The organism is Actinosynnema sp. ALI-1.44, from assembly GCF_001984155.1.
Lineage (GTDB): Bacteria > Actinomycetota > Actinomycetes > Mycobacteriales > Pseudonocardiaceae > Kibdelosporangium.
The window spans coordinates 122851-148472 of sequence record NZ_MTQO01000037.1 but is presented as its reverse complement, the minus strand read 5'-3'; the positions used below and the strand labels follow the sequence as shown (position 1 = coordinate 148472).

The 25622-nt window shown below is 69.4% G+C and carries 29 protein-coding genes and 1 pseudogene; 14 read left to right on the top strand and 16 right to left on the bottom strand.

Annotated features, from left to right (window positions below; genetic code table 11):
- Nucleotides 1-36 precede the first annotated feature (36 nt).
- Entirely contained in the window at nt 37-318 is a 282-nt protein-coding gene (locus ALI144C_RS11225; protein WP_083752935.1) for a hypothetical protein, read from the top strand.
- Nucleotides 319-327: 9 nt separating this feature from the next.
- Here ALI144C_RS11225 and ALI144C_RS11220 read toward each other — a convergent pair whose 3' ends face one another.
- Both ALI144C_RS11220 and ALI144C_RS11215 read right to left on the bottom strand, forming a co-directional pair.
- Complete coding sequence (locus tag ALI144C_RS11220) at nt 328-1023, bottom strand: SRPBCC domain-containing protein (RefSeq protein WP_076986982.1); 696 nt, start codon at nt 1021-1023, stop codon at nt 328-330.
- Entirely contained in the window at nt 1020-1598 is a 579-nt protein-coding gene (locus ALI144C_RS11215) for a winged helix-turn-helix domain-containing protein (protein ID WP_083752934.1), read from the bottom strand. Before ALI144C_RS11215 ends, ALI144C_RS11220 begins: the two co-directional genes overlap by 4 nt.
- Before the next feature lie 87 nt (nt 1599-1685).
- On the opposite strand from ALI144C_RS11215, the gene ALI144C_RS11210 reads away from it, so the two are divergent.
- Nucleotides 1686-2819 (top strand): 4-hydroxybenzoate 3-monooxygenase, encoded by a 1134-nt coding sequence (locus tag ALI144C_RS11210; protein ID WP_076986981.1) that lies wholly within the window; start codon nt 1686-1688, stop codon nt 2817-2819.
- On the opposite strand, the gene ALI144C_RS11205 is transcribed toward ALI144C_RS11210, so the two are convergent.
- Nucleotides 2816-3637 (bottom strand): patatin-like phospholipase family protein, encoded by an 822-nt coding sequence (locus ALI144C_RS11205; RefSeq protein ID WP_193441171.1) that lies wholly within the window; start codon nt 3635-3637, stop codon nt 2816-2818. The genes ALI144C_RS11210 and ALI144C_RS11205 overlap by 4 nt on opposite strands.
- Before the next feature lie 98 nt (nt 3638-3735).
- Here ALI144C_RS11205 and ALI144C_RS11200 point away from each other — a divergent pair, with 98 nt between their 5' ends.
- Entirely contained in the window at nt 3736-4260 is a 525-nt protein-coding gene (locus tag ALI144C_RS11200) for an NUDIX domain-containing protein (RefSeq protein ID WP_076986980.1), read from the top strand.
- On the opposite strand, the gene ALI144C_RS11195 is transcribed toward ALI144C_RS11200, so the two are convergent.
- Nucleotides 4247-5362 (bottom strand): sulfite oxidase, encoded by a 1116-nt coding sequence (locus ALI144C_RS11195; protein ID WP_237774094.1) that lies wholly within the window; start codon nt 5360-5362, stop codon nt 4247-4249. The genes ALI144C_RS11200 and ALI144C_RS11195 overlap by 14 nt on opposite strands.
- A gap of 160 nt (nt 5363-5522) precedes the next feature.
- Here ALI144C_RS11195 and ALI144C_RS11190 point away from each other — a divergent pair.
- Nucleotides 5523-5863: pseudogene (locus tag ALI144C_RS11190) on the top strand (F420-dependent methylene-tetrahydromethanopterin reductase); the annotation flags it as partial.
- 22 nt (nt 5864-5885) lie between these two features.
- Here ALI144C_RS11190 and ALI144C_RS11185 read toward each other — a convergent pair.
- A complete protein-coding gene (locus ALI144C_RS11185; protein ID WP_076986977.1) occupies nt 5886-7037 on the bottom strand; it encodes a metallophosphoesterase in 1152 nt (383 codons plus the stop codon).
- A gap of 71 nt (nt 7038-7108) precedes the next feature.
- Between ALI144C_RS11185 and ALI144C_RS11180 the strand changes: the two genes are divergently transcribed.
- Together ALI144C_RS11180 and ALI144C_RS11175 are read left to right on the top strand one after the other, a co-directional pair.
- A complete protein-coding gene (locus ALI144C_RS11180; RefSeq protein ID WP_076986976.1) occupies nt 7109-7756 on the top strand; it encodes an RraA family protein in 648 nt (215 codons plus the stop codon).
- Between the two features lie 41 nt (nt 7757-7797).
- Nucleotides 7798-8514 carry a class I SAM-dependent DNA methyltransferase gene (locus ALI144C_RS11175; RefSeq protein WP_076987084.1) on the top strand — a complete coding sequence of 239 codons (717 nt, stop codon included), beginning with the start codon at nt 7798-7800 and terminating at the stop codon, nt 8512-8514.
- A 93-nt stretch (nt 8515-8607) separates the two neighbouring features.
- Here ALI144C_RS11175 and ALI144C_RS11170 read toward each other — a convergent pair whose 3' ends face one another.
- The gene (locus tag ALI144C_RS11170) at nt 8608-9411 is read right to left on the bottom strand and encodes a putative protein N(5)-glutamine methyltransferase (RefSeq protein ID WP_237774093.1); all 804 of its coding nucleotides are present in this window, start codon (nt 9409-9411) and stop codon (nt 8608-8610) included.
- 167 nt (nt 9412-9578) lie between these two features.
- Here ALI144C_RS11170 and ALI144C_RS11165 point away from each other — a divergent pair, with 167 nt between their 5' ends.
- Nucleotides 9579-11189, top strand: a complete 1611-nt coding sequence (locus tag ALI144C_RS11165) for an AMP-binding protein (protein WP_076987082.1) — start codon at nt 9579-9581, stop codon at nt 11187-11189.
- Here ALI144C_RS11165 and ALI144C_RS11160 read toward each other — a convergent pair.
- The gene (locus ALI144C_RS11160; RefSeq protein ID WP_076986975.1) at nt 11134-11787 is read right to left on the bottom strand and encodes a TetR/AcrR family transcriptional regulator; all 654 of its coding nucleotides are present in this window, start codon (nt 11785-11787) and stop codon (nt 11134-11136) included. The genes ALI144C_RS11165 and ALI144C_RS11160 overlap by 56 nt on opposite strands.
- An 89-nt stretch (nt 11788-11876) precedes the next feature.
- Here ALI144C_RS11160 and ALI144C_RS11155 point away from each other — a divergent pair, with 89 nt between their 5' ends.
- Both ALI144C_RS11155 and ALI144C_RS11150 read left to right on the top strand, forming a co-directional pair.
- Nucleotides 11877-13046, top strand: coding sequence for a cytochrome P450 (locus tag ALI144C_RS11155; RefSeq protein WP_076986974.1), 1170 nt, complete (start codon nt 11877-11879; stop codon nt 13044-13046).
- Nucleotides 13047-13140: 94 nt separating this feature from the next.
- Nucleotides 13141-13734 (top strand): DJ-1/PfpI family protein, encoded by a 594-nt coding sequence (locus ALI144C_RS11150; RefSeq protein WP_237774092.1) that lies wholly within the window; start codon nt 13141-13143, stop codon nt 13732-13734.
- Between the two features lie 2 nt (nt 13735-13736).
- Here ALI144C_RS11150 and ALI144C_RS11145 read toward each other — a convergent pair whose 3' ends face one another.
- Nucleotides 13737-14351 carry a LysE family translocator gene (locus tag ALI144C_RS11145; RefSeq protein ID WP_076986972.1) on the bottom strand — a complete coding sequence of 205 codons (615 nt, stop codon included), beginning with the start codon at nt 14349-14351 and terminating at the stop codon, nt 13737-13739.
- A gap of 29 nt (nt 14352-14380) precedes the next feature.
- On the opposite strand from ALI144C_RS11145, the gene pdxR reads away from it, so the two are divergent.
- Nucleotides 14381-15874: a MocR-like pyridoxine biosynthesis transcription factor PdxR gene (gene pdxR / locus ALI144C_RS11140; protein ID WP_076986971.1), complete on the top strand. Its 1494-nt coding sequence runs from the start codon at nt 14381-14383 to the stop codon at nt 15872-15874.
- Here pdxR and ALI144C_RS11135 read toward each other — a convergent pair.
- A complete protein-coding gene (locus ALI144C_RS11135) occupies nt 15843-16748 on the bottom strand; it encodes a nucleoside hydrolase (RefSeq protein ID WP_076986970.1) in 906 nt (301 codons plus the stop codon). The two genes, pdxR and ALI144C_RS11135, sit on opposite strands and share 32 nt — an antisense overlap.
- Nucleotides 16749-16773: 25 nt before the next feature.
- On the opposite strand from ALI144C_RS11135, the gene ALI144C_RS11130 reads away from it, so the two are divergent.
- A complete protein-coding gene (locus ALI144C_RS11130; protein WP_076987081.1) occupies nt 16774-17457 on the top strand; it encodes a creatininase family protein in 684 nt (227 codons plus the stop codon).
- 34 nt (nt 17458-17491) lie between these two features.
- Here the strand turns inward: ALI144C_RS11130 and ribA are convergent, their stop codons facing one another.
- Genes ribA through ALI144C_RS11100 form a run of 6 tightly spaced genes read right to left on the bottom strand, consistent with a single transcriptional unit; the run spans nt 17492 to nt 22302 of the window.
- Nucleotides 17492-18115: a GTP cyclohydrolase II gene (gene ribA, locus ALI144C_RS11125; protein ID WP_076986969.1), complete on the bottom strand. Its 624-nt coding sequence runs from the start codon at nt 18113-18115 to the stop codon at nt 17492-17494.
- Nucleotides 18112-19029, bottom strand: a complete 918-nt coding sequence (locus ALI144C_RS11120; RefSeq protein WP_076986968.1) for a lysylphosphatidylglycerol synthase transmembrane domain-containing protein — start codon at nt 19027-19029, stop codon at nt 18112-18114. The genes ribA and ALI144C_RS11120 overlap by 4 nt, the downstream gene beginning before the upstream one ends.
- Nucleotides 19026-19832, bottom strand: coding sequence for a methyltransferase domain-containing protein (locus ALI144C_RS11115; protein WP_202818922.1), 807 nt, complete (start codon nt 19830-19832; stop codon nt 19026-19028). Before ALI144C_RS11115 ends, ALI144C_RS11120 begins: the two co-directional genes overlap by 4 nt.
- Nucleotides 19820-20878 (bottom strand): glycosyltransferase family 4 protein, encoded by a 1059-nt coding sequence (locus tag ALI144C_RS11110; protein ID WP_076987079.1) that lies wholly within the window; start codon nt 20876-20878, stop codon nt 19820-19822. The genes ALI144C_RS11115 and ALI144C_RS11110 overlap by 13 nt, the downstream gene beginning before the upstream one ends.
- Entirely contained in the window at nt 20869-21303 is a 435-nt protein-coding gene (locus ALI144C_RS54260; protein WP_076986967.1) for a 6-pyruvoyl trahydropterin synthase family protein, read from the bottom strand. Before ALI144C_RS54260 ends, ALI144C_RS11110 begins: the two co-directional genes overlap by 10 nt.
- Before the next feature lie 30 nt (nt 21304-21333).
- Nucleotides 21334-22302: a zinc-dependent alcohol dehydrogenase gene (locus tag ALI144C_RS11100; protein ID WP_076986966.1), complete on the bottom strand. Its 969-nt coding sequence runs from the start codon at nt 22300-22302 to the stop codon at nt 21334-21336.
- A gap of 72 nt (nt 22303-22374) precedes the next feature.
- On the opposite strand from ALI144C_RS11100, the gene ALI144C_RS11095 reads away from it, so the two are divergent.
- Nucleotides 22375-23040, top strand: coding sequence for a CDP-alcohol phosphatidyltransferase family protein (locus tag ALI144C_RS11095; protein ID WP_237774091.1), 666 nt, complete (start codon nt 22375-22377; stop codon nt 23038-23040).
- On the opposite strand, the gene ALI144C_RS11090 is transcribed toward ALI144C_RS11095, so the two are convergent.
- Nucleotides 22975-23619, bottom strand: a complete 645-nt coding sequence (locus tag ALI144C_RS11090) for a right-handed parallel beta-helix repeat-containing protein (protein WP_168211227.1) — start codon at nt 23617-23619, stop codon at nt 22975-22977. The genes ALI144C_RS11095 and ALI144C_RS11090 overlap by 66 nt on opposite strands.
- A 241-nt stretch (nt 23620-23860) precedes the next feature.
- Here ALI144C_RS11090 and ALI144C_RS11085 point away from each other — a divergent pair, with 241 nt between their 5' ends.
- Nucleotides 23861-24988 carry a sensor histidine kinase gene (locus ALI144C_RS11085; protein ID WP_076987077.1) on the top strand — a complete coding sequence of 376 codons (1128 nt, stop codon included), beginning with the start codon at nt 23861-23863 and terminating at the stop codon, nt 24986-24988.
- Nucleotides 24985-25620, top strand: coding sequence for a response regulator (locus ALI144C_RS11080; protein ID WP_076986964.1), 636 nt, complete (start codon nt 24985-24987; stop codon nt 25618-25620). Before ALI144C_RS11085 ends, ALI144C_RS11080 begins: the two co-directional genes overlap by 4 nt.
- Nucleotides 25621-25622 lie beyond the last annotated feature (2 nt).

Genomic DNA, 25622 nt, shown 5'->3' with positions numbered 1-25622 from the left:
AGGCTGTGCGTGGACCACCTCCCGAGGAGCTCGACCGTGACTTCACCTGTGCCCGCCGACGGGCGTTCCGACTTCGATTTCGTCTTCGGCCGCTGGCAGGTGCGCAACCGCAAGCTGGTGGACGTCGTCGACCCGACCTGTGACGAGTGGGTCGGATTCGACTCCGCCGCCGCGACCGAGCCGATCCTCGGCGGTCTCGGTCATGTCGAGTGGACCAACCCCACCGCCGACACCGCCCGCTGGGAGCAGGCGTTCTCCTATGACGGCGGAGCCACCTGGCGCACCAACTGGACCATGGACTTCACCCGGACCGAATAGCAGGAGGGCTCACATCGGTTCGGTCAACGCGGCGCGGGCGGTGATCACCTCGCCGTCGCGCGCGAACGCCACGTCGATCTCCTCGCCGATAGCGTGTTCTCGCGTGTACATCCACAGGTCCGTGCGCGAGAACACCGGCGCGGTCCCGAGCTTGAGGATGACGTCGCCCGGCCGGATTCCCGCCTTGGCGGCGAACGCGCCGTCGACGACCGACCGGACGAGCGAACCGGCGAGCACGTCGTCGGTCATCATGCCCAGCCCCGACTGGAACGTGAAGAACCTGTCGTAGCGCACCCCTGTCCGCAGGTACAGGTCCAGCGCGGCCAGCGTCTGCACCCAGCCGAGGCCGACGTTCTCCAGGTGCGTCTCCCAGTCCTCGTCGTCGCCGAAACCCGCCTGTGTCACGGTGACCCGCGTTCCGGTGTCCTCGTGCTCGAAGGTGACGGTCACCTCGCTCTCGGCGGGCAGGAACGTCGCCCCTTCCTTGTAGACGAACGTGTTCGGCGGGTCGACTTCGACGATGTCCCAGACGAGCTGGCCGTATTCGTCGGCCGTCCAGGCGATCCGGCCGCCGGGGCGGACGTCGGCCTGCTCGACCGTGCCGGTCTGCCACACCTCGAGGTCCTTCGGATCGGTGAACGCCTGCCACGCGCGCTCGACCGGGACCGACAGCGAGAAGGTCTTGCGAAACTTGCCGTATGTCACGACGTCTCCTTGGAATCCGGGTGTACGGCGAGGACGAGGCGATACGAATCCCCCTGCGCGTCCCCGTACTTCTTCAACAACGGGCCGATGGCCGAGACGTACTCGGCGAGGAACGCCTTGCGCTGCGCGGCGTCGGCGAAGCGGACCTCGGCCTCCACGGCGGCGCTGGCGATCTGCTCGCCGTCGAACGCCGCCCGGTCGAGCAGCAGCGCGGCGGCCTGCTGCAGCCGTTCGCCGACCGCGACCAGGTTCTCCAACGCGACCTGCTCGGCGAGCGCGTCGATCCGCGGCCGGTCGACCCAGGCCAGCCGCGGTGAGACGACGTAGGTGGCCGCGGTGGCCTGGTAGAGGCTCTCCACGAGGTTGCCCGCGCGCCGCTCCCCCACCCGGTGCGCCAGACCGGCCCGTTCGAGCTCTTTGACGTGGTAGTTCACCTTCTGACGCGGCTGCCCGAGGCCGCGCGCCACGGCCGCCGCGGAGTTGGGCTCGCGTAACGCGGCCAGGATCTCCAGCCGCATGGGATGCGCCATTGCCTGCAGCGCGTCGGTGTCGATGACCTCGGCTATCGCCTTCACGACAGTGATCGTCGTCCGGACAAGGTTTGTTGTCAAGGCGGTTGTGGATCCGTGTGCGTTTTCGGGCGGCGGTGTTACGTTCGGGCGATGGGGCGAACCGACGTCGTCGTCATCGGAGCCGGGCCCGCCGGGCTGACCGTCGCCAACTTGCTGCACCGGGCGGGCATCGGCTGTCTGGTCTTGGAGCGGGAGACCCGGGAGTTCATCGAGAACCGGGCGCGTGCCGGGTTCGTCGAGGAGTGGGCCGTCCGCGCGCTGGAGCGCAACGGCCTGGCGGACCGGTTGCTCCGGCGGGCCGCGACGCAGGGCTCATTCGAGTTCCGGGTCGACGGCACGAGTCACCGGTTCGACTACGCCGATCTCACCGGCCACCGGCATTTCGTCTACCCACAACAGGAACTGGTCAAGGACCTGCTCGCCTGCTACCCCGGCCCGATCCGGTTCTCGGTCGGCGACATCCAGCTGCGTTCACTGGACAGCAGCCCGTACGTCGCGTTCGACGGCGAGCGGGTCGACTGCGATTTCGTGGCCGGGTGCGATGGCGCGCGGGGCGTCTGCCAATCCCACGTTCCCGCCACTGTCGCTCGGCACGACTACGGCATCGGCTGGCTGGCTTTGCTGGCCGAGGCGCCACCGTCGGCGGAGAGCGTCGTTTTCGGCATCCACCCGAACGGTTTCGCGGGGCACATGGCGCGCACGCCGTCGGTCACCCGCTACTACCTGCAATGCTCGGCCGACGACACCGCCGACGACTGGCCGGACGAGCGGGTCTGGACGGAACTCCGCGCTCGGCTGGCCCTGCCCGGCGAACCGATCGTGGCAGGCCCGTTGATCGAGAAGCGCGTGCTTCGGATGCACAACTACGTCCTCGACCGGATGTCCGCGGGACGGCTCCACCTCGCCGGTGAGTCCGCCCACCTCGTCGCGCCCATCGCGGCCAAGGGAATGAACCTCGCCATCCACGACGCCGTCCTGCTCGCCCAAGGCATCTCCGCGTGGTACGACGGCGAGAAGTCCGCGCTGGACGGCTACTCGGCGGCGTGCCTCGGCCGCGTCTGGCAGTACCAGGAGTTCTCCCAGTGGCTGTCGGACCTCTTCCACGGCTCGCGCGACCCGTTCACCCACCAGCTCATCCAGGCCCGGCTGCGCCGCCTGCTGAACTCACGCAAGGCGGCGGAGTCCTTCGCCGAGATCTACATCGGACAGCACGCCGACCACTAGCCTAGCCGACGCCTGCCCTGCGCGCGGCCTGCTTTCGCCGCCGGTGCCCGTGTTTCCGGGTCCAGCGGGTTCAGGCCGATCGCCTCGGCGGACGCCTCGTCCGGGCTGATCACGGTGACGTCCGCGTACAGGTCCGCCACGACCTCGTCGAGCGGCTTCCCCAACGGGAACAGCGACTGCGTTCCCAACGGCAACAGGATCACCACACGCTCGAAGCCCGCCGCCAGGTCGGCGTTGTCGATCGTCCGGACACCGCCGTCGACGTACCGGCGGCCGTCGATCGACACGGTCGGCCAGATCCCGGGCACGGCACAGCTCGCCGCGACCGCGTCGACGAGCGGCACGCCCGAGTCGTTGTCGAACACGCGCGGCTCGCCGGTTTCCGCGTCCACCGCGACGATCCGCAACCGGAACGACGGCCACTCGTGCGACGGCAGCCGCGAAGCGACCACAGCCAACCGGTCCGCCTCGGGGACCGTGCGGGCCGCGAGGGCCAGCGCCCCGACCCGCCGCCGGGCATCCACCTCCGACGACGCGGCCTCGATCGCCGCAGCCAGGTGCGCCCCGTAGGTTTCCATGTCGACGCCCGGGTCGATCTCCTTGCTCCGCAGCGCGGGATCGACCTGCCGGGCGTACAGCTCGTCCAGGCTGAGCCCACTGCCCAGTTGCGCGGCGACGGTCGACCCGGCCGACGTCCCCACGACCAGGTCCGCGTTGGTCACGTCCTTGCCCGCGTCGGCGAGCCCGGCCAGCAGTCCGGTCATCCACGCGATCCCCGCGACACCGCCGCCACCCAGCACAAGCGCTTGTCCAGTCACAACAGCGACTCTAGCGGTCACGAACGGTGTCCACGTGCGACATTGGGCTCCTCATCGAGCGCGGCTACGCACGATCATCGTTACCGTAGATTCCCACCATGAGTCGTGATGCCTATTGCTCGTCCTGCGGCACGCAGTACGACGACACCACTCGCTATCCCCGCGAGTGCGCCGCGTGCGGTGCCGTGGTGTGGGCGAACCCGAAACCGGTCGCCGTCGTGCTGGTGCCCGTGGTCGTCGCGGACCGCACGGGGTTGCTCGTGATCCGGCGGGCGATCCCGCCGGTCGGTGGGCTGGCGCTGCCCGGCGGGTTCATCGACCTCGACGAGACATGGCAGCAAGCGGGCGCGCGCGAGGTGTACGAGGAGACAGGCCTGGTCGTGGACTCCGCAGCCCTGCGGCCGCTGTCGTTCTCCTCGACCACACCCAACCCGAACCTCGTGCTGTTGTTCGGCGTCACGCCCCCGGTCGATGTCTCGGACCTGCCGCCGTTCGCGCTGAACGGGGAAGTGTCCGAGCGCGGTGTGGTCTTCGGGCCACGTGGCCTCGTGTTCCCCTTGCACGAGGTGGTCGCACAGGAGTATCTCGGTTTCGACGGACCTGCCGAGTTCACACCACTGTGACCGGGTGCGCCACGATCCCGTCGAACAGGTAGCCCTGCGTGTTGTACGGCGTGGTCTCGGGCTGGGTCGCGCCGGTGAAGTCCGTCGCGCGTGCACGCAGCGTGTACGCGCCCGGGTCCTTCGGCCGCCACGGGAACTCCCACTGAAGCCAGCCGTTCTCGTGCCTTGTGCTCGTCGGCCTGGCGGGGTGCCAGCGCTCGCCACCGTCCACGCTCACGTCGACGTTGCGGATCCGGCCGTTGCCCGACCACGAACGGCCGTGCAGCACGTGCCGCTCGCCCGCTCGGAAAACGGCCGCACGGGGCAGTTCGAACGCACTTTTGACGACCTGTCGGCCCATCACTGTGCCCTCGGCGGGGTACGACGGCCCGACGAGCCGGTAGAACTGCGTGTTCCACGGCGAGGCTAGCGGGGTGTCGGACACCTCGATCTCGCCGAGCCACTTGATCGACGAGATGCCGATCCACGACGGGACCACCAGACGCGCCGGGTACCCGTGGTCGGGCGGCAGCGGCCTGCCGTTCATCTCGTACGCGACGAGCACGTCCTCCAGTGCCTTGCCGATCGGCAGCGGCCTGCGGACCTTGCCGAGGTTCACGCCACCGGTCACGTAGTCCGCGTCCAGCCCGGACGGCTGCACGTCCACGGTCCGCCTGCTCAGCCCGGCCCTGGCCAGCAAGGTGGACAGCCGCACGCCACGCCAGCGCGCGACACCGATCGCGCCGAGTTTCCACGGCGTGCCGGTCACCTGCTGGCCCTGCTGGCTGGTGTAGAAGCTGCGGCCGTTGCCCGCGCACTCGACGGCGGCGGTGATCGTCTCCGACGGCAGCGACCGCAGGTCGCGGTAGCCGAACTCGACCGGGCCGTGCCGCAGTCCGGTGCCGAACAGCCGCAGCCGCCAGGTGCTCGCGTCGATGAGCGGCGTCGACGTGTGGTTGCGTACGAAGAAGCGGTCGACCGGCGTGAGAAACCCCTGTCCGCTGAGGGCTTCCCACCTCGTCTCCGCGTTGGTCCCGTACACCTCGAACAACTCGGGCGGGAGCGGCTTCACGATCGAGCTCGCCGCGGACGCCTGCGCTGCCGACGTCACACCGACAGCCATCGCGGCTCCTCCCATCGCGGAGAGACGCAGCACTGTACGCCGGGACAAGTGCGGACGTGATCGATCGTAGGTCGCCTCGCGCATGCGCACACCACACCGCATCAACAACGGCTGGATCCAGCGCGTCCACATAGCGGACGCCGCCGCGAACAGCACGGGCCTGGCCAAGTACGGTCGCACCCACGAGCAGCTCAAGATCCTGCCCGCGGCCACGTTCGTGCTCGGCGACACCGACGCGGACGCACGGCAGAACGCCGCGATCGTGCGGCGCCAGCAGGTCAGCGGGCAGACGGCGATCAAACTGCTGAGCAGCTGTGGAACAGGGACCTCAGCGGTCACGACCCGGACGGTCCACTGCCCGAAGTGGACCCGTTGGTCGGCGAGAACACCGTCGCCAAGGGACGCGCCAGCGTGCGGATGCACGGCTTCATCCTCGTACCGCACGTGACTCGCGGCGGCCTGGACGAGTTCGCCGACGCCGTCGTGCCGCGCCCGCAGGACGCCCCGAAACTTCCCCCTGCCCCTACGCCGACAGCCGGATCATGGAGATCTCCGGCGGCGCGCCCACCCGGACCGGCGGACCCCAGAAACCGGCTCCCCTGGTCACGTACACCCAGGTGTCGTCGATCTTCTCCAACCCGGCGGTGACTGGCTGCTGGAGCGGGACGGCCAGGTGGAACGGGAACATCTGGCCACCGTGGGTGTGCCCGGACAGTTGCAGGTCCACGCCGTGTCTGGCGGCCTCCTCGACCTGCACCGGCTGGTGTGCCAGCAGCACGACCGGGTTGCCGGTGTCGCGGCCGTCCAGCGCACGGGCGATGTCCGGGGCGTCTTCGAACTGCTTGCCCGTGACGTCGTTGACCCCGGCGAGGTCGAAGGTGGCGCCACCGCGTTGGATGGCGACCCGTTCGTTGCGCAGCGGGTTCACGCCGAGGCGTTCGAGTTCGGCCAGCCACGGCTGGAAGCCGGAGTAGTACTCGTGGTTGCCGGTCACGAAGAAGCTGCCGTGCTTGCTGACCAGGTCCTTCAACGGTGCCGCGTCGTCGCCGAGCAGGTCGACCGTGCCGTCGACCAGGTCGCCGACGATGGCGACCAGGTCCGGCTGCTGCTCGTTGATCATCCGGACGATCCGCTCGGTGTGTCCGCGGCCGCGCAACGGGCCGAGGTGGATGTCGCTGACGACGGCGATCCGGAACCCGTCGAGCGACGGGCCCAGCCGCCTGATCGGCACCGGCACCGACGTGATCTCCGGTGCGCCGAGCGCTTTCGTGGCACCGTAGCCGACGATGCCGCCCGCGGTGATGCCACCGGCGACGGCGAACGTGCGGGCGATGAACACCCGCCTGCTCGGCAGCGGGACCGCCGCGGGCTCCTGGACACCGGCCACCACCGGCGCCTTGACCCGCCGGTTGACCAGCAGCCTGGGGATCTCCAGCACGCCGAGCACGAGCGTCAGGTAGAACATCACCGCCAGCCACAGGTAGCCGGGCCAGGCCAGCCACTGCATGCTGCGTGACAACGTCACGGCGGCCATCATCAGGACGAACGCCCCGGCCAGCGCGACCGTGCCGAACAGCCTGCCGCGGCCACCGCGCAGCGTCGTGTCGCGGACGAGTCTCCGCCACAGGTAGTAGTGCGCGAGCGCAGCGGGAACACCGAGCAACAACAGGAACAAAGAACGACCTTCCGGGCGAAGATGACCTTCAGGACACCAAACTACCCGGTGTTCTCCCCTAGCCTGACCGCATGGAACTGATCGACCGCTTCGCCGACGTGGACACGACGGCGATCTGCGACGCGGACAAGACGACCAGGGTGATGGACAGCGGGATCAGGGCGCGTTCGGCGCAGCCGCGTGTCCTCGGCCCGGCGTTCACGGTCCGCTGTCGTGACGACTTCCTCGGTGTGCTGCGGGCGATCGAGACCGCGCAGCCGGGTGACGTGGTCGTGGTGGACGGCGGCGGACGGGAACTCGCCCTCGCCGGGGAGATGTTCGCACGCGGTGCGTTGGTCCGCAGGCTCGGCGGCATCATCATCGACGGCGGCTACCGCGACATCGCGTACGTGTCGAGCTGCGCGCTGCCGATCTACAGCCGGTTCGTCACGCCGATGGCCGGGACCACCGTGAAACTCGGCGAACTGCAGGTGCCGGTGACGTGCGGCGGGGTCGTGGTGAACCCGGGCGACATCATCCTGGGCGACGAGGAAGGCGTGCTCGTCGCCGATCCGGCTCGTGTCGAGGGTCTGCTCGACGCCGCGGCGGCGGTGAAGCAGGCGGAGTCCGAGCTGGCCGCGCACCTGGCCGCGGGCAGGACGTTGAGCGAGGGCACCAACCTCGCCGACCACGTCGCGGCGCTGGAGCGTGGCGAACCGAGCAAGCTCAGCTTCAAGTAATTGAGTGGTGGCAGGTGTTCGGCGGTGCCAAAGTGGCCGGTGTGCGTGTGAACCACTTCGGCGAAGCAGTGGCCAAGGACTACGACACCGACTGCGAGCCCATGCCGGTCCAACCGGTCGTCGACTTCCTGAAAGGCTTGGCAGGCGACGGATCCGCGTTGGAACTGGGCATCGGCACCGGCCGGATCGCGTTGCCGCTGAGCCGGGCCGGGGTCGCCGTGCACGGCATCGACCTGTCGGAGGAGATGCTCGACCGCCTGCGCGCCAAGCCGGGGGCCGAACGCATCGGCGTCACGGTCGGCGACTTCGCCACCGCCAAGGCGCCCGGCCCGTTCCGGCTGGCGTACCTGGTGTTCAACACGATCATGAACCTGACCACGCAGGACGACCAGGTCGCGTGCTTCGCCAACGTCGCCGAGCACCTCGAACCTGGCGGGTTCTTCGTGATCGAGGTGCAAGTGCCGGACCTGCAACGACTTCCGGCCGGTGAGACGGTCCGCCCGTTCGCCGTGACCCCCGAGCGGCTCGGCTTCGACGAGTACGACATCGCCACCCAGGGCCTGATCTCCCACCACTACCGGATAGTCGACGGCGCCGCCCGCACGGTCTCGATGCCGTTCCGGTACGTCTGGCCCGCTGAACTCGACCTGATGGCGCGGATGGCCGGGATGCGGCTGCACGAACGCGTGACCGACTGGGACCGCGGCCCGTTCACCAGCGACAGCGGCAAACACGTGTCCGTCTGGCAGAAGCTATGACGCTCTAGCGGTGTGCCCGGGGCGCAACGAAGGCCACATTGGTAGCGGATTTCGCAACGAAGGCCACATTGGTTGCCAACAGGGGCACGAGCGCTAGGGGGTGCGGCCGATCACCACGGTCGCGCCTGCTTCGTCGGATCGGGCGATCCGCGGCGCCAGGCCGTGTTCGACGAAAGCGGCGGCGGTGTGCGCGGCCTGCCGGTCGCTGGTTTCGATCAGCAGGTGACCGCCCGGCGCGAGCCAGTCCCGTGCCTGCGCGGTCACACGGCGTTGCACGGCAAGGCCATCCGCGCCGCCGTCGAGCGCGACGAGCGGTTCGTGGTCGCGGGCTTCCGGCGGCATCAGGGCGATCGCGTCGGTCGGCACATAGGGCGCGTTGGCGACCAGGATGTCGACGCGGCCGCGTAACTCGGCGGGCAAAGGCGTGTACAGGTCGCCGAGGTGGACGTTGGCGACGTTGTGCCGCGCGCACTCCACCGCGGCCGGGTCGATGTCCACGGCGTGCAACTCGACGGCGTGCAACTCGGGGGCCGCCGCTGTCAGGGCGGCGCCGACCGCACCGGAGCCGCAGCACAGGTCGACCACCACATGTGTGCCGTCCATCAACGCCATGGCTTGGGCGACCAGGAATTCGGTGCGGCGGCGTGGCACGAACACGCCGGGGTGCACCACGATCCGCAGTCCGCAGAACTCCGCCCAGCCGAGGACGTGTTCCAACGGCAGGCCCGCGACCCTGCGGTCGACCATGGCGGCCAGGTCCTCGGGGCCGTGTGCGTTGTCGATGAGCAACTGGGCCTCGTCCTCGGCGAACACGCAGCCGGCGGCACGAAGCCTGCCAACGATCTCGGTGTGGATCTCAAGCGCCTTTCGATGCTGCGCAGGCGCTCGCTGTCTCACCCTCGGCGGACCTCGGCGAGCACCCGGTCTGACATGACGTTGATGGGTCTCACCTCCTCGATCGGTCCTTCCCCGGCGACAGTACACGCCCTTGACACCCGCCTGCATGTAGCGCGAGCATGACGACCGTCGCCAAAGTGACACACCGCCGACCGCAGGAGGGTGCGATGGCGGGCACCGCCCACGTGGACACGTTCTGCCGGGACAACCTCCCGCCCGCCGACGAGCAGCCCGAGTTCCTGCTCGACCCGGCCGTGCCCGAACGACTGAACTGCGCGACGGCCCTGCTTGACCCCGCCCACTCGGACCGCCCGTGCCTGCGGACCGGCACCGAGGTCTGGACCTACGGCGAACTGGACAAGCGCAGCAACCAGATCGCACACGTACTGACCGAGGATCACGGCCTGGTACCGGGAAACCGCGTGCTGTTACGCGGGCCGAACAACCCATGGCTGGTGGCGACGTGGTTCGGTGTGCTCAAGGCGGGCGGCGTCGTGGTGACCACGATGCCGCTGCTGCGCGCGGGCGAGATCGCCACGATGGTCGAGATCACCCGGCCGCGCCTGATCGTCAGCGACGACCGGTTCACCGCCGACCTGGCCGAGGCCGACCTGCCGGTCGTGACCTACCCCGGCGAACTCGAAGCGGCCGCGGCGGCCAAACCCGGGTCGTTCGACGCCGTCGAGACCGCCGCGGACGACGTCGCCCTGCTCGCCGCCACCTCGGGCACGACCGGGAAACCCAAAGCCACCATGCACTTCCACCGCGACGTGCTGGCGATCGCCGACACGTTCGGCGACCACGTGCTGCGCCCCAAGCCGGACGACGTGTTCACCGGCACCCCGCCGCTCGGGTTCACGTTCGGCCTCGGCGGCCTGGTGATCTTCCCGATGCGCGTCGGCGCGTCGACCCTGCTGCTGGAACGCGCCACACCGGACGACCTCGTCGACGCCATCGCCCGCCACCGGGTCAGCGTGCTGTTCACCGCGCCCACGGCGTACAAGGCGATCTTGGCCACCGGCAGGGCATCCGGGCTCACGAGCCTGCGCAGGTGCGTGTCGGCCGGCGAGCACCTGCCGCCGCCGGTGTGGGAGTCGTTCCACCGCACCACGGGCGTCCGGATCATCGACGGCATCGGCGGAACGGAACTGCTGCACATCTTCATCTCCGCGGCGGACGACGACATCCGGCCCGGCTCCACCGGAAAACCCGTTCCCGGTTACCAGGCCGCCGTGCTGGACGACGACGGCGAGCCGGTCGCCGACGGGACACCGGGGCGGTTGGCCGTGAAGGGCCCCACCGGCTGCCGTTACCTCGCCGACGACCGCCAGCGCACGTACGTCCACAACGGCTGGAACATCACCGGCGACACGTTCGTCAGGGACGCCGACGGCTACTTCTGGTACCAGGGCCGGACCGACGACATGATCGTCTCGGCGGGGTACAACATCGCCGGGCCCGAAGTGGAGAGCGTGCTCGCGGCGCACCCGGACGTGGCGGAGGTGGCGGTGGTCGGCGCGCCGGACCCGGACCGCGGCATGATCGTCACGGCGTTCGTGGTGCTCCACCCCGGCGTCCGCGCGGGGCAGTCCGAGGTCGCCGAACTGCAGGAGTACGTGAAACGGACCATCGCGCCGTACAAGTACCCCCGCGCGGTGGAGTTCCTCGACGAACTGCCCAAGACCAGCAGCGGCAAGATCCAGCGCTTCAAGTTGCGCCAGCTCACCGAGAGCCGTGGTCCGAGCAGTCCCCACCCTTGGCCGGGCCCCAAGGCATGACGTCCACCGCCGAGATGTCGGGTAGCGGGACGTCCGAGCCCGACCGCAACCCGGCCAGCAGCAGAGCGAGCGGACGGCGCCAGCCGTCGGCCGGGTCGGTGGTCGCGCGCACCGTGCTGATCAGCATGTACACCACCATCGGCAGGTCGCTCGGGCGCAGGTCCGGGCGGACCACCCCGGCGGCCTGAGCGCGTCCCACGATGGTGGTGAAGTCGTTGAGGAACCGGTTCTTCAGCCCGACCAGCATCGACCGGGGGTCGTGCACCGCCTTGATCACCGGGTGGGCCTGCCCCATGACGGTCAGCGCGGCCTCAAGGGCAGTGACCACTGCCCGCCAGGGGTCCTCATCGACGAGCGCGCTGGCCACCGCGGGCTGGATAGAGTCCGCGTATCGCCATTCCATGATCGCCAGGAGCAGGTCGCTCTTGCTGGGGAAGCGCCGGTAGAGAGTCGCGACGCCGACTCCCGCGCGCCTGGCGATCTCCTCGAGCGGGACCTCCGCGCCCGACTCCCCGAAGGCGCGCCAAGCCGCGCGCACGATCAGTTCCGCGTTGCGCGCCGCGTCCACCCGCAACGGGCGCTGCGATGGGCCGCTCATATCCGGCAACGCTAACAGACTGATAGCCAACTACCACTTGTGCTAGCGTGGCTGTAAACGATAGGTCCATATCACTTATCGGAGGGGTCATGACACAAGCGCCCGAAATCCCGATCCAGGCGAGGCGGGACAAGTTCGCCCCGGTTCCCGAACTGATCAGGCTGCGGGAGGAGCAGCCGGTCACGCGGGTGGAACTGGCGATCGGCGGGGAAGCCTGGTTGGTCACGCGCTACAGCGACATCAGGGAGGTGCTCAGCGGGTCCGGCAGGTTCAGCAACGCCCCGATCGGCCCGTTCAGCGAAGGGAACAAGGGCCGCAGCGGGTTCCTGCTCGGCTACGACGCGCCCGAGCACACCCGGCTGCGCAGGATGCTCACACCCGAGTTCACCGTCCGGCGCATCCGCAGGCTGCAACCGCGGATCGAAGCGATCGTCACCGAACACCTCGACGCGCTGGAGCAGGCGGGCCCGCCCGCCGACCTGGTGCCGACGTTCGCACTGCCGATCCCGTCGCTGGTGATCTGCGAACTGCTGGGCGTGCCGTACGAGCACCGCGACGAGTTCCAGGAGACAGCGAAGGTCCGGCTGGACATGGGCCGCGACATGAGCGAGCGGGTGGCGGCGATGGAGGCGTCCCGCGCCTACATGGCCAAGCTCGTCGAAGAGGCCCGCAGGAACCCGGGCGACGACATGATCGGCATGCTGGTCCGCGACCACGGCGACGACGTCGACAACCGCGAACTGACCGGAGTCGCCGACCTGCTGCTGCTGGCCGGGCACGAGACAACGTCGAACATGCTCGCCATGGGCACACTGCTGTTGCTGCGCCACCCAGAACAAGCGGCGGCCGTGCGCAACGGGGAACGCGTCGACGAGGCCATCGAGGAGATGCTGCGCTACCTCTCGATCGTCCACACGGGAGTGTTCCGCACCGCGATCGAGGACGTGGAGCTGTCCGGGCAACGGATCGCCGCCGGGGACATCGTGATGTGCTCGCTGCCGTCGGCCAACCGCGACCCGGCGCTGGGTGAGGACCTGCAGACGTTCGACATCACCCGCAAGATCTCCGCCCACATGGCGTTCGGGCACGGCCTGCACCACTGCCTCGGCGCACCGCTCGCCCGGATGGAGATGAAGATCGCCTACCCCGCACTGCTGAGCCGGTTCCCGAAGCTGGCACTGGCCGTGGACTACGACGAGGTGCCGTTCCGGTCGTACTCGTTCATCCACGGCGTGGAATCGCTGCCGTTGACCTGGTAGCGGCACATGCCCGCACTGGATCAGGTCCCCGCGCCGGGAACCATCGGTTCGCGCCAGCCGACCTGTGGGGTGGACGAGGCGAAGGAGTGATCCAGTGCGGGTGCAGACGCTGCTCTTCGACGGTGTGGAGGAACAGGACTTCATCGCGCCGGTCGAAGTGCTCGGGCTGGCGGGGAAGATGGGCGCGGGGTTCACCTCGAAGCTGGTGACCACGGGTCCACCGGGCACGGTGACCTGTATGCACGGTACCCGGGTCGAGGTGCCGAACGGGTGGTCGCCGCAGGACGCGGACATCCTGATCGTCCCCGGCGGCGGGTACACCGACCGCACCGGTCCCGGGGTGCACAGGCTCATCGCGGACAAGGGCTTCCTTGCCACGTTGGCGGCCGTCAAGGCGTTGCCGGTCGGGATCTGCACCGGTGTGATGGTGTTGTCCGCGGCAGGCATCACCCGGGGCCGCCCGGCCACGACGCACGCCGGGGCGAAGGCCGAACTCCAGGCGCAGGGCGCCAAGCTGGTCAACGCCCGTGTTGTCGACGACAGGACGTTGATCACCGGCGGCGGCATCACCTCCGGTCTCGAAGTGGCGCTGTGGCTCGTCGAACGGTTCGTCGGCGCCAAGCAGGCCCAGCGGGTGGAGACGGTGCTGGAGTACGAGCGCCGCGGCAGCGTCTGGCGCAGCAGCTGACCTCACACCTGGGTGAACGCGAGCTTCGCACCGAGCGCGACGAACGACACGGCGAAGAACCTTCGCAGCCACGCCATCACGCGGGGCCGTGAGATCACGTGGTCGCGCATGGCCGCCGCGAAGATCCCGTACAGCGCGAACACCACGAACGTCAGCAGCATGAACACCAGGCTCAGCTCGACCATCCGCCAGAGCTGCCCCGGGTCGCCCACGCTGACGAACTGCGGCAGGAACGCCACGAAGAAGATCGTCAGCTTCGGGTTCAACAGGTTCAGCAGGACCGCCGAGACGATCACCTTCGTGGCGGACACGGGCTGCGTCTGCGCCTGCTCGACCACGAGCGCGCCCTTGTCCCGCAGGGTGCTCCAGGCCATGTAGACCAGGTAGGCCACGCCGAGGTACTTGACGAGCTCGAACGCCAGCGCGCTGGTGTGCAGCAACGCGGCGAGGCCGGTGATGGTGGCGACCATGTGCGGGACGATGCCCAGTGTGCAGCCGAACGCCGCGATCACGCTCGCCCGGTGGCCCCGGGCCAGGCCCGTGGCCAGTGTGTAGAGCACGCCCGTGCCGGGCGTCGCCACGGCGATGAGGGTCGTGACCAGGAAAGCGATGCTCATGGCGTTCACTGTGCTGCCACAATGGCCCGATGAGTAGGGCCAAACCACGCCCCGCTGAGGGGTCCATAACGGGGTCCGCAACGCGGGGGTCGGACTTCCTCCAGCTCACCATCGCCGACGCGCCCGCCGGCGGCCGCGCCGAGTGGCTGGCCGGACAACTGCGGCTGGCGATCTCCGACGGGCGGCTGCCGGTGGGCAGCAGGCTGCCCGCGACCCGGGTGCTCGCGGCCGATCTGGAGGTCTCGCGGGGCGTGGTCACCGAGGCCTACCAACGCCTGGTCGAGGACGGCCACGTCGCCGGTCGCGGTCGTGGCGGGACCGTGGTCGTCGCCGTGCCCGTCGCGGCGCCGACCGTCCGGACGTACCAGCCGCCGTCGACCGCGGACGTGTTCGCGACCGACCCGGCGGACGACGTCTTCGACTCGTTCCGCGCCGCCGCCGCGCGGTTCGACCTCTCCCCCGGTGTCCCCGACCTCGCGGCGTTTCCCCGTTCGGCGTGGCTGCGTGCCGAGCGGACGGTGTTCAACGCGGTGGAGCCCGCGGCGCTCGGGTACGGCGATCCCCGTGGCACTCCGGCGTTGCGGCTCGCCGTGGCGACCTGGCTGGCGCGGACCCGTGGGATCAGGGTGGACCCGGCCGAGGTCCTCATCGTCGCCGGTGTCGCGCAAGCGCTCGGTCTGGTCGCCAAGGTGCTGAGCGAGGACGGCATCACGCAGATCGCGGTGGAGGACCCGGGATCGTTGGGCGTACGGCAGCACCTGCGCAACGCGGGCATGGAAACCCCTCCTGTTCCGGTGGATGATGCCGGGTTGCGCGTGGATGTCCTGCGGGACAGCGGAGTCGGCGCGGTCATGATGACCCCGGCGCACCAGTTCCCGACCGGCGTCGTCCTCGACGGCGAACGCAGGCGCCAGCTGATGAGATGGGACGGCCTGATCGTCGAGGACGACTACGACGCCGAGCACCGCTACGACCGGCCGCCCGTGTCCGCGCTGCGATCCATGGTGTCCGAGCGCGTGTTCTACGCGGGCAGTGTGTCCAAACTGCTCGCTCCGGCGCTGCGGGTCGGCTGGTTGCTCGTCCCGGCGAGGTACCGGGACGCCGTGATCGCCGCGAAACGCCTCGCCGACCTCGGCAACGCCGCCCTGCCCCAACTGGTTCTGGCCGAGCTGATGTCGTCCGGCGAACTGGAACGACAGCTGAGGTACCTGCGCAGGCGCCACGTCCGGCGCCGCGACGCGATGGTCGACGCCGTCCACGCCCACCTGCCGGGTGCTGTGGTGCACGGCGCCGCCGCCGGGCTGCACCTGATGATCACACTGGACACCCCGCGTTCCGATGTGGACCTGGCCGCCGCGGCGCTACGGCACGGCGTGAAGGTGCAGCCGCTTTCCTGGCACTGTCAACGGCCGCACCCGCCGGGCCTGATCCTCGGCTACGCGGCCAACACACCGAGCGACATCGCCGCGGGCGTCGCCACGATCGGCCGGGCTATCCGAGCCGTTCGACAGCGGCGAGCATGACATCCCAGAACTCCGCGCGATCGAGGTCCAGCGCGACGCGTGCGTTGGCGGGTTTCCCGGTCACACCGTGCAGATCCACCACCGTCGCACCACGGGTGTGCGTCCCGGTCAACTCGACGGCGATCGGGGCGTCGACGAACCTCAGCAACTCGGGCGCCGCGACCGCGGCGACCGCGACCGGGTCGTGCACCGGCGGGTCGGGCATGCCGAACACCTCGTCGTAGGTGGACGCGAAGAACCGGAGCAGGTCGCCCATGCGGTCGGCGATCGGCGTCCGCATCGCCCTCAGGCGCTCGAACACGTCCGGTGTGGCCGTGGCCTGGTGGGTGACGTCCAGTCCGCACATCGTGACCTCCAGGCCGCTGGACAGCACGACGTCCGCGGCCTCCGGGTCGGCCCAGATGTTGAACTCCGCCAACGGCGTCCAGTTGCCACGACCGCAACTGCCGCCCATGAACGCGACGCGTGGCCGCAGATCCGGCCGTTTGCGCAGCAACGCGGCCACGTTCGTCAACGGCCCGGTCGCGACGATGGTCACCGGCCCGGCTTTGTCGAGCAAACGCTCGGTCAGGGTCACCGCGTCCTCGTCGGCCAGCAGGTCGGCTGGTTCGGGTAGGTCGGTGCCGTCGAGCGCGCTCTCGCCGTGGATGGATGGCGCGTTCCCGGCCGCTGGCTGCGAGAGACCCGCGGCGACGGGAACGTCGATGCCCGCCAAGGCGCAGACGCGCAGCGCGTTGGTGGTCACCTTGTCCAGCGGGCCGTTGCCCGCCACGGTCGTGATCGCGCGCAGGTCGATCGCCGGGTGCGCGGCGGCGAGGAGCATGGCGAACACGTCGTCGTGGCCGGGGTCGCAGTCGAGCACCACGGGGATCATGGTCGGCAACGATAGAGTGCGGGCCATGTTCCTCCCGTCGCACACCACGCTGGACGTCCGGGACCCGGCAGTCGCGATCCTCCCCGTCGGCAGCCACGAACAGCACGGGCCGATCCTGCCGCTGGCCACGGACACGATGATCGCGTCGACCGTGGCCCGCGCGCTGAGCACGGCCTACCCGGTGTTCGAACTGCCGCCGATCACCATGTCCTGTTCCCACGAACACGCGGCGTGGCCGGGAACCGTGAGCATCACGGCGCCGACCCTGTACGCCGTCGTGCGGGACGTCGCGGACTCGCTGCGCCGGTCGGGGGTGGACAAACTGGTGCTGATCAACGGGCACGGCGGCAACTACGTCCTGTCCAATCTGGTCCAGGAATCCAGCGGCATGGCCCTGTTCCCCACAGAAGCGGACTGGCAGAAGGCGCGGACCGCGGGCGGGATCGAGACGCCGATGGTCAGCGACATGCACGCGGGCGAACTGGAAGTGTCGATCCTGCTGCACGCCCACCCGGAGGTCGTGAAAGCGGACTACGCGGATCACGACCACCTGGCGGACGAGCGCGACCACATGCTGACACTGGGTCTCGCGCCCTACACGACGGCCGGCGTCATCGGCCGCCCGTCCAAAGCAAGCAAGGACAAGGGAAGCAAGGTCCTGGACAGTCTGGTCACGACGTTCGCCGGAGTCCTCGAAGCCCTGGGCTGAGACCGCGCCGCCCCCGCCAGGGTGGCGCGGGTGCTCAGAGGATGTCGTCGAGTTGGGGCAGGTGGTGGTCGAGCCGTTCCCGCTTCGCCTTCAGGTACGGCAGGTTGTCGTCGTTCACCTCGATCAGCAGGGGCACCTGCTCGGAGATCCTGATCCCGTACTCGCTCAGTGACTCCACCTTGTGCGGGTTGTTCGACAGCAGCCGGATCGACTGGATTCCCAGGTCCTGCAGGATGTCCGCGGCCGCCTGGTAGTCGCGGCAGTCGACCGGCAGGCCGAGCGCCACGTTCGCGTCCACGGTGTCCATGCCTTCTTCCTGCAGGCGCATCGCCTTCAGCTTCGCCAGCAGGCCGATCCCACGTCCTTCATGGCCCTGTAAGTAGATCAGGATTCCCGCGCCCTCGGCCACGATCGCCCGCATCGCCGCGGCCAACTGGTCCCCGCACTCGCACCTGGTGGACGCGAAGACGTCACCGGTCAGGCACTCCGAGTGCACTCTGGTCAGCGGATCGCGCCCTTTCGTGACGTCGCCGTACACCAGCGCCATGTGCTCGTGCCCGAACGTCGGGTCCTGGTAGCCCACCGCGTTGAAGTCGCCGTAGCGGGTCGGCAGGCGTGTTTCCGCCGCACGTCGGGTGAATCCGGCAAGTTCGGTCATAGTGCCTTTTCCAATCTCCGCAACACCGGTGTACGCAGGAGCAGCACTCCGGCACCGGGCAGGCTCGCGACGAGCGCCAGCACCCCGTACACCACCGCTGTGGTCAATCCTTGTGCGGCGCCCAGCCCGGCGGCTGAGAACACCACCGCGGCAACGCCTTCCCTGGGCCCCCAACCCCCGATGTTCACCGGCAGTCCCATCGCCAGCAGCGACAGCACCATCAGCGGCACCAGTTGCGCGATCGGCGCGGTCGACCCGACCGCGTGCGCGGCCACGACGAACAGGGTGATGTGCCCCGCCAGTGCCGCTGCCGACAGTAGCGTGATTCCGGGCCACGCGTCGCGGGCGAGCAGTCCCGCGCGGATGTCGGCGATGGTCCGGGACAGTCCGGTGTTGGCGCGCGCCCAGCGTCGCGCGGCGACAAAAGCCGTCGCGATCACCGCGATCACACCGAGGACGATCAGGATGATGTCCCGCGGCAATCCCAACGACGGCACTGCCAGCAACACGGCCACCCCGGCGACGATGATCACGGCCTGACCCGCGATCCGTTCCAGCACAACAGCTCGCACGCCTCGCCCGAGGTCGCCTTCCTGCTGCCCGTGTTCGACCGCGCGTTGTACGTCACCGAGCACGCCCGCGGGCAGCACCGCGTTGAGGAACAACGCACGGTAGTAGTCCAGCACCGCCCGCGACAGCGACAAGTTCAAGCCAAGGCGGCGAGCCACCAGGCACCAGCGCCACGCGCTGAGCACAGTGGTCGCCAAGCCGATCCCCAATGCCGCGAACACCTCGCCGAAGGTGATCACGCGCAGCCCGTCCACAAAGCTGCTGGTACCCAGTTGCAGGAACAACGCAACCATGATTCCCGCGCCGATCAGCAGCTTCGCCCACGCCCAGACGTTCTTCTTCATGCCGCACCCGCCGGAAGCGCGAGCAGGTCCTCGTGGTGGACGACGATCGCCAGCTCGCTGTCGCCGAGCCTGCGTTCCAGGTAGGCATCGGCGTGTTCGGCCAGCTCCGGCTGTTCTTCCACCGCGGCCGCCACCCAGCCGCGCAGCCACTCCGCGATCAGGGCGGCGTCGTCGCGGCCCAGCCGCCATGGGCTGGGCCTGCGGTGCACGGTCGCGCCCTGTCGTTGGAACAGCTCCGCCGCGGTACCGGCGGCGTCCGGCCCGAGCAGGCGCCTGCCTTGCGTGACCCGCCGCTGGTGGGCGTTGAACGCCTTCGAGACCTCGTCGTCGAACTCGTCGAACGGGTCCAGCTCGACCTGTCCGACCACCGACAGCGCGAACAGCACCGGGGTCTTGGCGCACGCCTCGGCCAACGCGGCCAGTTCCTCCGCGGTCAGCAGGTCGAGCAGTGCCGACGCGGTCACCAGCGACGTCCCGCTCAGGTCATTGACCCGTAACCGCGTGATGTCCTGGAGCTCACCGGTCACGGTCACCCCACGCGGCATCCCGGCCACCGCACGCGACAGCAGACCGGGGTCGCGGTCGTGCAGGATCCAGTGCTGCGGGCCGGGCAGCCGGGCGGCCAGCCACCGCCCCATCGAGCCGATCCCGCAGCCCAGGTCGCGGATGATCAGGCCGGGCCGGTCGCCGAAGTGCGCCCGCAGCGACTGGGCCAGCTCGTCCGACCGGGCCGCCGCGTCCGCGTCCTCGCGCAGCGACAGCCACTCGGCCGGGTACATCGTGCTGTTGCTTATCTGCGACATGCCGGTTCCTCCAGCTCTGCCAGTACATCCCGCAGGTGCAGCGCCGCGGTGTCCCAGTCGGTCAGCGTCGCGCGCCTGGCGTGTGCCGACGCCCGCAGCGCGTCGCGCAGTTGCTCGTCGGTCAGGAAGCGGCGCAGCGAGTCAGCGAACTGCCAGGTGAGGATGCCGGGCACGGTCCCGTCGGGCGCGTGCCCGACGGTTTCCGGGATCGCGCTGACGTTCGTGGCCAGTACCGGGATCCCCCGCGCCAGCGCCTCCGTGAGGACCATCCCGTAGGTCTCGGTGCGGGACGGCAGCACGAACAGGTCCGCTGCCGCGTACGCCGCGTTCAGCTCGGCGCCGGTCTTCGGCCCGGCCAGCGTGACCCGGTCGGCCAGCCCGTGTTCCTTGATCATCGTGCTCAGCCGCAGCACGAACTCGCTGTCGCGCCGCAGCGAGCCGACGAGTTCGCAGCTGAACGGCAGGTCACGCACGCTGGCCAGCGCCTCGACGAGCCGGTCCTGACCCTTGCGCCGCGTCACGGCGGCCACGCACAGCAACCGCGAGCCGCAGTCCGTGCCGAGCGCGAGCGGCGCGGGATCAGTGCCCGGCGGCACGGCGTGCACGCGGCCTGGGTCCAACCGGTGGTGTGACACGACACGCCGTGCCGCCCACGGGCTGGTCGCGATGACCATGGTCGCGGCCTGCAACGTCTGGCGTTCGCGGGCGTCGAGGTCCGCGGCGAGGTCGGGTTCGATGCCGGTCTCGTCCGCGAGCGGCAGGTGCACCAGCACCACCAGGCGTAACCGCCGGGCTTGCGCGGCCACGACATCGGGGACGCCACACGCCACCAGCCCGTCGATCAGCACCGTGGCGTCATCGTCGAATCCGGCGAGGACGTTCGCCAACTCCCGGCGTGCGGTGCCGTCCGGTGTCGGCCACGTCCCCGCGACCGCGACCTCGTTGGCGCCCAGGGCGGTGCTCATCCGTCGGTCGTAGACGTTGCCGCCGCTGGGCACCGATCTGTCGTCGATGTCGCCCGGAACGACGAAGCCGATCACAGTGATGACTCCGGGGATGACTCCGGGGATGACTCCACGGCACGACGGTAGCTCGCCCACGCCACATGCGACTCGTGCAGGGTGACGGTGATCTCCGCCAGCCCACGCGCGCCTTCGCCGAGCTTTCCGTCGCCGATCCGCTCGACCAGCCGGTCCGCGATCACCTTGGCCAGGAACTCGGTGGAGGTGTTGACGCCCTTGAACTCCGGCTCGTCGTCGAGGTTGCGGTAGTTGAGCGGCGCGAGCACGTCCTTGAGCTGCTCGGTGGCCAGTCCGATGTCGACGACGATGTTGTCGTCGTCGAGCTCGGCACGGTGGAACGTGGCATCCACGAGGAACGTCGCGCCGTGCAGCCGCTGCGCGGGTCCGAAGACCTCGCCTTGGAAGCTGTGGGCGACCATGACGTGATCGCGGACGGTGATGCTGAACACCCGGGGGCCCTCCCATTCGGTTCGAACTCGTCAACCGTCGTACCTAATACGGTGGCAAAGGCCGGGTAGTTCACCGCTCGCGAGAGAACTCAGCACCGCAGGTAGATCGCCGAACGGGAATTCCCCACTGATCAGGATGTCGAAACCCGGATCGGCCAGCAGGTCCATCGCGACCGCCAGCCTGTCGGCGTAACCGCGGCTGCCGCGCCGCGCCTGGGCCACCGCCCCGACCTGGCTGGCCCGGATGGTCAACCGCCGGGAGTGGAACCACTCGCCGAGCGGCACGCTCACCCGCCGGTCGCCGTACCAGCTCAGCTCGATCACCTCGCCGTCCTCGGCGAGCAGTTCCAGTGCCCTGGCCAGGCCCGCTTCGGACGCGGTGGCGTGCACGACCAGGTCACACCCGCCTTCGGCGTCCTCCGGCGAGGTGAACTCGACGCCCAGCGCCGCGGCGACCTCGGCCTTGGCGGGGTCGGAGTCGACCAGTTGCACCCTCGTCGCGGGGAAACCGGCGATGATCTTGGCGACGGACGCGCCGACCATGCCAGCGCCGATGACGGCGATCCGGTCGCCGACCAGTGGCGCGGCGTCCCACACCGCGTTCACGGCCGTCTCCACGGTGCCTGCCAGGATCGCTCGCTCCGCCGGGACGGTGTCCGGCACGACGGTGACCGCCGTCACCGGCACGACGTAACGTGTCTGGTGTGGATAGAGGCAGAACACCGTTCTGCCTGCGAGGTGCGCGGGTCCGTCCTCGACCACGCCCACGTTCAGGTAGCCGTACTTGACCGGTCCGGGGAAGTCGCCCTCCTGGAACGGCGCTCGCATCGCCGTGTACTGGCTCGGCGGCACCTCGCCGCGGAAAACAAGGGTTTCGGTGCCGCGGCTCACCCCGCTGAAAAGAGTTCGAACCAACACTTCGTCTGACGCGTGTTGATGCACATGAGCAGGTTCGATCTCGCCGTGACCAGCCGAACGCACCCAGAACGCCCGTTCCATCCGTTCTACCCTCCCTTGAGGCTTTCGATCACCTTAAGTAGTGGGAGGGCCGCGTTGGCCTACGAGCCCCTCGTGGGGGTGGTAGCGCAGTTACTGCTGGTAACCGCGCTGGCCATGGTCACGCCGTTGGGCTTCGAGGGGTGGCTGGCCGGCGCGACCTACGCGGTCGTGCTGGGCGGGTGGCTGATGACGGCGTTGTTCCGTGCCGGAGCGGAGACGGTCGGCGCGGCCAACCGGGTGACGCTGGCTCGGGCTGGGCTCGTCGGCAGCGTGACCGCCATCGTGATCGACTCGTTCTGGCGGCCTGTTCCCCTGACCCTGTTGGCGGTGATCGCGGCAGTCGCGTTGGTCGGCGACGCGATCGACGGCCAGATCGCCCGCCGGACCGGATGCGTCACGCCTTTGGGCGCACGGTTCGACATGGAAGTGGACGCGTTCCTGATCCTCATCCTGAGCTTGTTCGTGGCGAAGTTCCTCGGGCCGTGGGTGTTGCTGATCGGTGCCATGCGGTACCTGTTCGTCGCGGCCAGTTGGGCTTTGCCGTGGCTGACCGCCGCACTGCCGCACAGCATGGCGCGCAAGACCGTCGCCGCGATGCAAGGAGTTGTGCTCGTGGCCGCCGCGTCCGGTTTGCTGCCCGCCACGGTGTCGTACATCGTCACGGGCATCGCGCTAGGCGCTCTGTCGTGGTCGTTCGGCCGGGATGTGCACTGGTTGTACCGGTCGCGCGACGTCTGACAGCACGTTGAGGATGTCGATGTCACCGATGTCGACCCGGCGTCCCCGGCCGCGCACGACCAGCGGGACGCCGAGGACGTCGGCCATGTGCAGGCCGCGCACCACCACGTCGTCCACTGTGTCCAGCACGAGACCGCGGCTGTGCTCGATCACCGTCGAGGTCAGCGTGATGTCGCGCGAACCGCTGAGCACCCTGATCCCGCCGCACGGTCGCGGGTGCAGGAACGTGAACGTCCCCGCAGCGACCGAACCCGTGTCGTAGCCGTAGACCGCGCAGTCCTCAATGGACACGTGAGCCGAGTTGGTCAGCCGGATCCCGTGACCACCGCACGCGTTGACGAGCACGCGGGAGATGGTGATGTCACGGCAGTCGTCCAGCACGATCCCGTCGCCGTCGGTGTCGATCACCATGTCCTCGATCGTCACGCCGGTCAGGCCGGTCAGGTGCAGTGTGCTGCGCAACGTGATCATCGCCTGGCATTCCTTCGTCGACGCCGAGCCGGGGATGGCGAAGGTGCCGGTGCGGGCCGGTCCAGTCGACTGCTGGGCACCCCCAGGCCCAGCAGTGCGACCAGCCACAGGCCGATCACCAGGTATCGGTGCTGGACGCACCAGTGGGCGATGACGTGCACCTGTGGTTCCCCCCATCTCGGAATGGCTCGTCTCGAACCGACCGCTCAAGCACAGCGGGTGACCGGGTCACACCGGCAGTCCGTTAGCTCACCAACGGCACGGCCGAAGGTCATCGACCGGATGACTTTCGTCAGGTCTTGCGGCGAACCCCGTCGCCGGCGGGGGCGCGGCGAATAACGTGGGGTTCGTGACCGTGACCCGAGACCGGCTGTTCGACGTCCTCTCCCTGGCCGGAGCGACGTCGTTGCTGGTCGTGTCGCTGGTCGGCTCGCCAGGTGGCGTCGCCTACACCGCGGTGGGCACGGCGATCCAGGTGATGGCCGTGGGGATCCTGGTGTTCCGCCGCAAGGCACCGCTGGGGATCCTCTGGTTCACGGTCGCGACCTCGGCGGGCATGACGATCACCGAACTGGCCGCGCCGGGAACGGTGATCGACCTCGCCCGTGACGAAAGCACACTGTGGATACCGCAGGCAGTCACGCCGTTCGTGGTGTGCACCGCGATGGCCTCCACCCACGTCCGGGCGGCGTGGTTGCCCGCCGGGCTGCTGCTGGTGCTGGCGGTGCGGCCATGGGAGCTCACCGGCGCCCGGCTGGCCACGTCGTTGCTGTTGATCGCCGTGCCTTCGGTGATGGGCATGACGTTCGGGGCGCGGGATCGCGTGTACCAGCTGCGGATGGAGTCGGCGAGGGCGGAGGAACGCGCCAGGCTGGCGGCCGAGATGCACGACGTCGTCACCCACCGCGTGAGCCTGATGGTGTTGCAGGCCGGTGGGCTGGAGATGACCGCGAAGGACGCCGAGACCCGCCGCGCGGCGGAGGAACTGCGGGCCAACGGCTGCCAGGCGCTGGAGGAACTGCGTGAGGTCGTCGCGATCCTGCGCGCGGACGTCGGCGAGGGCCAGGGAACGGTGACACAGGCCCCGGTGCCGGAGTTGTCCACGTTGGTCGCCGAGTCCACCTCGGTCGGTGTCCCGGTGGAGTTGGTCGAGGCAGGCGCCGCGGACCAGGCGTCACCGGTCGTGCGGCGCGCGGCGCACCGGATCGTCCAGGAAGCGCTGACCAACGTCCGCAAACACGCGCCCGGCGCGGCTGTGCGCGTGCAGATCGACTACGGACCGTCGGACACCAAGGTGTCGGTGCGCAACACCGCGCCGGACCGCCCGGCAGACCCGGACCTGACCTCGGCCGGCTCCGGATCGGGGCTGGACAACCTGCGCGAGCGGGTCAGCATGATCGGCGGAACACTGGACGCCGGACCGTCCCCAGAGGGCGGTTTCCACGTGTCGGCAACCCTGACGGAGCCCGCATCATGATCAACGTCCTCGTCGTGGACGACGACCCGTTGGTGTGCGGCCACCTCCGCACGATCCTCCGCGCGGCGGAAGGCGTGACTGTGGTGGCGGAGGCCTACGACGGCGCCGAAGCCGTCGAGGCCGTCCTGCGGCACAAGCCGGACGTGGTGCTGATGGACCTGCACATGCCGGGCGTGGACGGACTCACGGCGATCCAGCGGATCAGCGAACTCGACCAGCCGCCCGCGGTGGTCGCGCTGACGACGTTCGACGGCGACCACTACATCCTGCGCGCCATGCGCAACGGAGCAGCGGGGTACCTGCTGAAATCCACGCCGCCCAAGGACCTGATCGGCCTGGTCCGGGTCGCCGCCGACGGCCACACGGTGATGTCGCCGACCGTGTCCCGCAAGCTCGTCGCGCACGCGGCGGACCGCCGTTCGTCCACATCGGAGTTGCTCGCCGCCCTGACCGAGCGGGAGTCCGAGATCCTGGCGTGCCTGGGCAACGGCCTGTCCAACGCCCAGATCGCCACCAGGGTCCACCTGAGCGAGGGCACAGTGAAGAACTACATCTCGCAGATCCTGCTCAAACTCCGCTGCGCCAACCGGACTCAGGCCGGACTGCTCGCCTACGACGCGGGTCTGTGCTAGTT